Raw genomic sequence first — 8,047 nt, forward strand, 5'->3', positions numbered from 1 at the left:
CGATATTATGCTGATGCGCTCGCAGGAAATGGCGGGCCTTGGTCTTGAAGCGGGCGAAGTCGGCCTCACCGACTTGTGGCAATTGCAGCTCGACGCCTTCCCCAATCTCGTCGGCGAAATTCGAATAGACCAGCGCCTTCTTGCCCTTCTCGATGTGCTGGACGAGATCACGGAGGCGCAAGCGCACGAGTTCCAGGAGCGGCACAGTTACGCCCTCCCACCACTGATCGGTCTGGATGTCCTCGATCAGTTCGGCATGCTGCGCGATGGCCGGAATGGCCGTTTGTTCTTCCAAGGCGGAAGCAATCTCCAGCAACTGCTTCCGGAGCGTGTCGAAGCGCTTTGATCCCTTGAGCAGCGCCAGCTCGAGCTGGAACATCAGAAGATCGAAGCGTTTGGCCTCCTCGGTACCCAACATATGACTCGAGGGAAGCGGCGCGACCTCGTCGACCAACTCCTTGCGCTTTTCGTCGTCGATCCTTTCCCAAGCGTTCGGCTCGCGGAACTTCTCCACGGAACGGCGGTGCTGACGGACAATGAAATTGTCCTCGTTCATTCCGCCAACGATGTCCTGCAGGGTTTTCGCTGCAGACGCGCGAATCTCGGGCTCGCTCGGCGGCGCGTCGTCACCCGACTCATAGGAAGCCTGCTCGCCGGCGGCGAAGCCGGCCGCCTTGGCGTGCTTCTCGTCGAGGGCTCGGACCAGATCGACGCGCCCAGCGAACAAGCGCTCTGACAGCGAGCGGGCGGCGCTCGCTTCCTTCAATTCAGGATTAGCGCCGAAGAACTCGATATTCTGGCAATAGTCGAAGACCCGGAAAAACTCCTTGTCCTGGCCGGGACCGAACAGATCGGGGCAGAGCCGCGTGCCGCGGCCGATCATCTGCCAGAACTTGGTCTTCGATCGCACCGGCTTGAAGAAGACGAGGTTGACGACCTCAGGCACGTCAATGCCCGTGTCGAGCATGTCGACGGAGATCGCGATGTGCGGGGCCTTAGCCTTGTTAGAGAAATCGTCGATCAGGCTTTGGGTATAGGCGCCGGTCTGATGGGTGATGACGCGGGCGAAATGGCCGGCCAGCGCCGGATAGGCGGCATTGAACCGCGTCTCGATGTATTTCGCATGCGCCTCGTTCTTGGCGAAGACGATGGTCTTGCCGAGCCGGTCGCCGCCCTCGACCTTGAGGCCGTTCTGCATGAGGTGGGCGATGACGAGATCGACCGTCTCCTCGTTGAACAGACGCTTGTTGACCTCCGCGGCCTCGATGGTATCGGGAACGTCGTCCTCGCCCCATTCCAGCATGTCCCACTGGTCTTTCTCCTCGGGGGACAGGTCGTCATATCGCAGGCCGGAGCGCACGATCTTGAGTGGCACCGAGATCGTCTTGGGCGGCACGAGATGCCCCTCGGCGACCGCCTCCTCCAGCGAATAGGCGTCGGTGGGAACGCCATCCTCGAGGTCGAACAGCGAATAGGTATTGCGGTCGATCTCGTCCTTCGGCGTCGCCGTGAGACCGACGAGCAAGGAGTCGAAATATTCGAAGATGGCGCGGTAGCGCTGGTAGACCGAGCGATGCGCCTCGTCGATGACGATGAGATCGAAATGGCCGGGGCCGAACCTGGCCTTGCCCTCCTGCTTGCCATCGATCAGGCCCATCATGGTCGGATAGGTCGAGATGAAGACGCGGCCCTCGCTGGTCCGCTCGGTCACGAGATTGACCGGAGCTGAGTCCGGCAGATGCGCCTTGAAGGCGCCGGCCGCCTGGTTCACCAGCGCGACGCGGTCGGCGAGGAACAGCACGCGCTTGACCCAGCCCGCGCGCATCAGCAGGTCGACCAGCGCGATCACCGTCCGTGTCTTGCCGGAGCCGGTCGCCATCACGAGCAGAGCCTTGCGTTCGCCGTCCTCCTCGAAATGTTTTGCGATGGAGCGGATGGCGCGGTGCTGATAGGGCCGCTCGACGATCTTGCGGTTGATCGCCTCGGAGGCGAGCGATCTGCGGCTGGCGCGACGCTGGATCAGAAGCTCCAGCTCATCGCGCTTGTAGAAGCCGCCGATCTGGCGCGGCGGATACCTCGTGTCGTCCCAGATCCAGTGCTCGTAGCCGTTGGAGCAGAAGATCACCGGCCGCTGGCCGTAGCGCGCTTCCAGCCGGTCGGCATAAAGTTTTGCCTGCTGCTGGCCGGCGCGGGCATCCTTGCGGGTCCGCTTGGCTTCGACCAGGCCCAGCGGCTTGCCGTCCGCGCCCCAAAGCACGTAGTCGACGAAGCCGATGCCCTCGTTGTTCGGCATCCCCTCGACGCGAAACTCGGTATCATCAGGGCTTTCGAGCGCCCAGCCGGCCTCGCGCAGCAGGAGGTCGATATAGCGATCCCGCGTCTCGGCCTCGTTGTAGTCGTGACGATCAGGCTTCGCTTCCGCCGCCTTGCGGGCCGCGGCGACCTCGGCGCGGACCTTCTTGAGTTCCTCGTCGAGGTTCTGGTTGTCGAGCAGCAGCTTGGTCAGTTCGCCGTTCTTCGCATCGAGCTCGGCCTGCTGCGTCTTGAGCTGGACGAACGCCTTCTTCAGCACCTCATCGCGGCGCGACAACACCGACGGATCAAAAGCGAGGCCGTCCGCCGGCTTGGCCTTGGCGTAGGTCCGGGCAAACCAGAAGCAGACGTGGAACAGCTCCTTCACCGCGCCCGTTGCGTCGCCGGGGCTGATGCGGCGCTCTTCGTGGACCGCACGGTTGCGCAGCGTATTGATGTAGCGCGCCTTGGCGAACACGGCGTCGCCCGCGACCTTGCGGAAGCTCGGCTCGTGCAGGAGGGCGGCGATGTTGTCCTGATAGGGCAGTTTGAGACCGGGGTCGTTGCGGAACGCCCATTTCACGGCGACCTCGACCGTCTTGCCGGCAAAGAACGCCGCGGCGGTCGGCGACACCGCGGCCTGCCGCTCGGCCTCCGCCGCCGCCTCGTGCACGGTGGGGAATTCGGCCGCGAGGAAGGTGAAGTTGGACATCGGGCGCGCCGTCAGGCCGCGTCCGCGACGGCGCGAATCTCGAGATGCACGCCGGTCTCCGTTTGCAGTGCGCTGATGACACCGAGCAGGTTCTCGGCGGTCGGATTGCCATCGGGACCGAACATTCGCATCAGGCTCTTTTCCGGCCGCCGGAGCACCTTGCTCAACCGCTCGAAGCCGATGGTCGCGTTGATATAGGCGCGCAGGGTGGCGCGGCCGTCAGTGGTGTTTCCGGCGAGCAAGGCCTGCACCGCTTCCTGAAACAGGGCCTCGCGAAACGCCGGATCGCGTTCCGCCCGTTTCCGCACCGTGTCCCGAAAATCCCTCGTCAAGGCCATGGTCGTCACCTCTGACTGCGCTTGCGCGCCTTGTAGTCCCGCCAGCAGCGAAGCGCGGCGTCGATATCGTTGCGCTGCCTTCGCTTGGTGCCGCCACCGAGAAGGATGACCAGCGCCTGTCCGTCCCAGCCGAAATAGACCCGATAGCCAGGGCCGCGATTGATTTTCAGTTCGGCTGCGCCCTCGCCGATCGATTTGACGTTCGACACGTTGCCGTCAGCCAGCCGCTCGATGGCGACGGTCACGCCGGAGGCCGCCTGGGCATCGAGACCGTCAAACCAGCGACGGAACGGACTACGCCCCTCCAAAACATATTCTTCTATCCGGACCATCTGGTATCATATACGTTACCAATCTGCAACCGAAATATCGCGGCTACACGCAGGAGGGGAACATGACCCGGCTGACGACGAAACGCAAACCAGCCACACCGGGCGAAATCCTCACCGAGGAATTCATGAAGCCGATGGGCCTGACCCACGGCACGCTGGCCGAGGCCATGGGTGCAGCGCAAGCACGTCAACGAACTCTGCAACGACCGCCGCAACGTCACCGCGGCCACAGCGCTGATTCTCGCCCGCGTGTTCGGCAACAGCCCGGACTTCTGGCTGAACGTACAGCGGCGGACCGACTTGTGGGAGGCGATGCATTCGGCCCGCGACCGCAAGCGGATCGAACGCGCGAGGCCGCTGACGTCGGCGGCGTGACGCCGGGCGGAGTGTAGCGGCTGAACTCGATCGTCCGGTCAGAGTTGCCCAGAGAAAGCGCGGTACTGGAGGGAGGAGAAGAGATCGCCGTCGAGCGTGCTGTTCCGGATCGCCTGCCGCTTCAGTTCATGGACCTTAGAAACCAACGCGCTGAATCGGAGCTGATCTTGCATGTGGGGGAGGCGAATTTGGAGATTGGCGAAATCACCCAAATGGAGATGGCGGATTGCTATTCCCTTCGAATTCTCTCGAATTTGCTTCTGTACCGGCTCCGTCTTGATCTGCTCGGCCAGAAAAGTTGGATCGACAAGTTCTCGCCGAAGCTTTAGCAATGCCACGCTCACGAAGATACTGAAAGGCTGCACGCCAGCAGGCACAACGCAAGGCACTCCGATAGTCCCATCCTTAGAGACGAGCAAGTCGCCAGGTTCAGGACAAACTCGCTTCGTCATCGCGAGATGATCACTCTCGGTTACGAACTTTGTTTTAGTCAAATCCAGCTCACCGCTCACGATATTCTTTACCGTGACGAAAGGGATGCCCGCGTCGACATAGTTTGGAGTCTTGTGGACTCCATCTCGAATTACTTCGCAAACATCACCCAATGGGCGCAATACCCCGGCGCAGCTTTGCGCCGGTCCAAACATCTCGAGAAAAATCGATTGAGACAAACCACCAAAGAGCTCAAGCGCCCTCTTGCGCTTACGACGCAGCGCATCTGCCTTGTCGAGGATCGTTGCGATCCGCCGCTGTTCTTCATGCGGAGGAACAGGGATTTCTATCCGCTCTACGACGGCCTTGGAAATTTCCTTGAAAGTTGCGCCGTTTCCAAGATTCTGAAGATACTCGGTATTGGCTCTAAGCCAATGATAGAGGAACTTACTGTCAAGCCTCCGTTTGTCCGGCACAAGACTCTTAAAGCCTTGATTCGTGGCCATCGGCTTTCGATTTATTGCGACAAGTCCAATTGGCGCCCGAGAACTCAAGAGAACTGAGTTCTCAGGTAGCATGCTAGCAGCGCAGCTTTTCAGACCGTCTTCTGTTATCGTTCGAGGCGGGCTGTCCAGATAAGGCGTTTCAAGGTTGCTTAGATCCTTTGGAGTTGTCCAAAGAATGTCGCCTCCCCAAAATCTCGCTTCGCCAGTCTTAGGGGTCGCGCCGGACACAACCTCGCAGAGGTCTCCGAGCGCAGCCTTAGGCCAGTTCACAGCATTAGCTCCAATTCATTTAGACCTGCCGCAATCTCCTCTTCCAGCACCCTCAGCTCCGCGACAATTTCCAATGGCGGCCGATGCTGTTCCGCTTGATGCACCACTTCTTTGTACCGGTTAATCGAGAGGTCATAACCGGCCGCTGCAATCTCCGCCTTGGGCACACAAAAACTCTGCGCAGTTCGCGGCCGGCCGCACTCTTCACCGCCACGCTGCTTCCAGCGTGCAGCGATGTCGGGGAGATTGTTCTTCACGTGCCCGTCACCATCGAGCGCGGCCTTCGGGCCAATCTTCTCGCTCGCAAGCAGCGCGTTGCGTTTGTCATCGAGCGAGAAACCGTCGGCTTGGCAGTCGTAGAACCAGACCTGATCTGTTCCGCCGGAATTGGTCTTGGTGAACAGAACGATCGCTGTGGAAACGCCGGCATAGGGCCGGAAGACACCCGACGGCAGCTTCACAATGCCATCAAGCTTGTGCTCCTCGACCAACATCTTGCGGATCGCCTTGTGCGCCGTGGACGAACCGAACAGCACGCCATCCGGCACGATCACCGCGGCGCGACCGCCTGGCTTCAGCAGCTTCAGAAACAGCGCCATGAACAGGAGCTCGGTCTTCTTGGTCTTGACGATCGCCAGCAGGTCCTTCGCCGTCGTCTCGTAATCCAGCGATCCCGCGAACGGCGGATTGGCTAGCACGAGGCTGTAGCGACCTTCGTCTCCGGCGTGCTCCTCAGACAACGAATCCTTGTAGCGAATATCCGGGTCTTCGACGCCGTGCAACGTCATGTTCATCGAGCCGATGCGCAGCATCGTGCCGTCGAAATCGAAGCCGTGGAACATCTCCTCATTGAAATGATCGCGGCTTGCCTTGTCGTGAAACAGTTTTGGATGGTTGTCGCGGAGATATTCGCCGGCTGCGACCAGGAAGCCGCAGGTGCCGCAGGCGGGATCGCAGATAACGTCCTTCGGATTGGGTGCCATCATCTCCACCATCAGCGCGATGATGTGGCGCGGCGTACGGAACTGGCCGTTCTGGCCGGCGCTCGCGATCTTGCCGAGCATGTATTCGTAGAGGTCGCCCTTGGTGTCGCGATCCTCCATCGGAATATCGGCGAGGAGATCGACGACCTTGGCGAGCAGCGCCGGCGTCGGAATGGTGAAGCGCGCGCCCTTCATGTGGGTGGCGTGCGCGGTGCCTTCCTCGGCCATGTTGCGCAGGAACGGGAAGACGTGCTCGGAGACGATGGCAAACATCGTCGCGGGATCCCTGTTCTTCAACCGCGACCAGCGCATGTCCTCGTAGGGGATGCCACCGTCTTTGCCGATGCCGTCTTTTCCCTCAGGGAAAATTCGCCGCATAGGCTCACCAGTCCGGGTGGCTCTTCGTTCTGCAAGCAGGTGAGCCTCGTCGAGGCCGCGCATGAAAAGCAAATAGGTGATCTGCTCGATCACCTCGATCGGATTGGCGATGCCGCCTGCCCAGAAAGCATTCCAGACATTGTCGATCTTGGAACGGAGTTCACCCGTGAGCATTCCCTGCCTCGATTTGCGCTTGCCGGTGGGTGCATTAGCAAATGAGGCAAGGGATGCGAAGTGCGGCTTTGGGGGTGATGGCGGGTGCTGTGGAAGACACGTGCGCGCAATCCAGCCCATTGAACAAGAACGTGGCTGGCGGCATGCCTGCGGCCATCCTTCGAGACGCCCGCTTATCGCGGGCCCTCAGGATGAGGTCCTGTTTTGCGGTGAATCTTCGAGTCTTCCGATATGGCGCGCCGAAGCGCGTGAGCCCCCCTCACGCCCCCCGCTTCGGCCCGATCGCCTCGAACCCCGCCTTCTGCTCGTCGCTCAGATCAAACTCGAAATCGTCGAGCGCATCACTGACGCTGCCCACTGCTTCCAGCATTGTCGCCAGCCGCGCCTTCACGGCCGCGAGGCGGGCCTGCGGTGTCGCGGCGGGCTCTGTCGGGCAGGCGCTGAGCGTCTGCATCGTGCGCAGGGTGGTGTCCTGGAGCACTTCGAAGCGGGCGCGGGCGATCTCGTCGAGGTGGAGCGTGGACGCGATGTCGGCGGCGGGCCATTGCTGCTGCACGAGTTGCTCGTATTGCCGCTGCGCCTTTTCGTCATAGCGGGGATCGTAGTCGGGCCGGCAGGCCTTGGCCGCCTGCGCGTCCTTGCTCGCCTCCTTGGCCGCATCCTTCTGCGAATCCTTCGAATCCCTGGGCTGGCGGGACGCCAGCGCGGCGCGACGCTCATTGGCGAGGGCGTTGAGCCTGGATTTCTGATCGTCATTGAGCAGGCCGACGAATTTCGCAAGCGACGCTTCGATTGCGTCCGTTGCCTTGATCATGGCCTCGAGACGCTCGCGCATCAGGCCGAGGCGCTCGGACGCACTCGTGGGGGCCTGCGCCGGGCAGGCAGTGGAGATGGTGTCGCGCGCAGCAAGCCAGGCGGATGCGAGCTCGTCGAGCGCGGCGCGCTGCGGCTCGTTCGGCGCAACGGCGCTCGCGATGCGCTCGACCGGCAGGCCGCCGGTGTCGCTGGCCTCGCAGAGCGTTTCCGCGGACGGGATCTTTCGCGCGCGCCGGCCTTGCGGCACGGTGTAGGCGGCAAGCTCGGTGGCGGCGTAGGGCGTGAAGAGTGCGGCGTAGATGTCGCCATAGCCGTAGAGCGAGAGGCTGGTGGCGTCGCCGAAGATGATCGCGGTGGTGAGATCGTCATGCGCGAACGGCCAGAACACCGGGCCGGCCCAGCCGTAGCTGCCGTCGGGATGGCGCCACCAGCCCTGCGG

General features: G+C 61.9%; 6 protein-coding genes and 1 pseudogene. 1 reads left to right on the top strand and 6 read right to left on the bottom strand.

All coding sequences use genetic code 11. The features are described 5' to 3' along the window. From IC50_RS31495 to IC50_RS31505, 3 genes are all read right to left on the bottom strand, one after another. The coding region (locus IC50_RS31495) for a DEAD/DEAH box helicase family protein (protein WP_035714432.1) at nucleotides 1–3,004 on the bottom strand (3,004 nt) is incomplete at its 3' end. 11 nt (nucleotides 3,005–3,015) lie between these two features. Further along, on the bottom strand, nucleotides 3,016–3,342 hold the full coding sequence (locus IC50_RS31500; protein WP_035714451.1) for a hypothetical protein: 327 nt from the start codon (nucleotides 3,340–3,342) through the stop codon (nucleotides 3,016–3,018). A 5-nt stretch (nucleotides 3,343–3,347) separates the two neighbouring features. Continuing rightward, nucleotides 3,348–3,587: a type II toxin-antitoxin system RelE/ParE family toxin gene (locus IC50_RS31505; RefSeq protein ID WP_271523894.1), complete on the bottom strand. Its 240-nt coding sequence runs from the start codon at nucleotides 3,585–3,587 to the stop codon at nucleotides 3,348–3,350. A 149-nt stretch (nucleotides 3,588–3,736) separates the two neighbouring features. Here IC50_RS31505 and IC50_RS31510 point away from each other — a divergent pair. Beyond that, nucleotides 3,737–4,049, top strand: a pseudogene (locus IC50_RS31510) (HigA family addiction module antitoxin). A 38-nt stretch (nucleotides 4,050–4,087) separates the two neighbouring features. On the opposite strand, the gene IC50_RS31515 reads toward IC50_RS31510, so the two are convergent. From IC50_RS31515 to IC50_RS31525, 3 genes are all read right to left on the bottom strand, one after another. Continuing rightward, nucleotides 4,088–5,257: a restriction endonuclease subunit S gene (locus IC50_RS31515; RefSeq protein ID WP_081492562.1), complete on the bottom strand. Its 1,170-nt coding sequence runs from the start codon at nucleotides 5,255–5,257 to the stop codon at nucleotides 4,088–4,090. Next, the gene (locus IC50_RS31520; RefSeq protein ID WP_035714445.1) at nucleotides 5,254–6,792 is read right to left on the bottom strand and encodes a type I restriction-modification system subunit M; all 1,539 of its coding nucleotides are present in this window, start codon (nucleotides 6,790–6,792) and stop codon (nucleotides 5,254–5,256) included. The genes IC50_RS31515 and IC50_RS31520 overlap by 4 nt, the downstream gene beginning before the upstream one ends. Before the next feature lie 259 nt (nucleotides 6,793–7,051). Then, a partial coding sequence (locus IC50_RS31525; protein WP_035714449.1) for a Spy/CpxP family protein refolding chaperone occupies nucleotides 7,052–8,047 on the bottom strand: 996 nt, incomplete at its 5' end.

The sequence above is a fragment of the Bradyrhizobium genomosp. I (2014) genome (assembly GCF_000261685.1).
Lineage (GTDB): Bacteria > Pseudomonadota > Alphaproteobacteria > Rhizobiales > Xanthobacteraceae > Bradyrhizobium.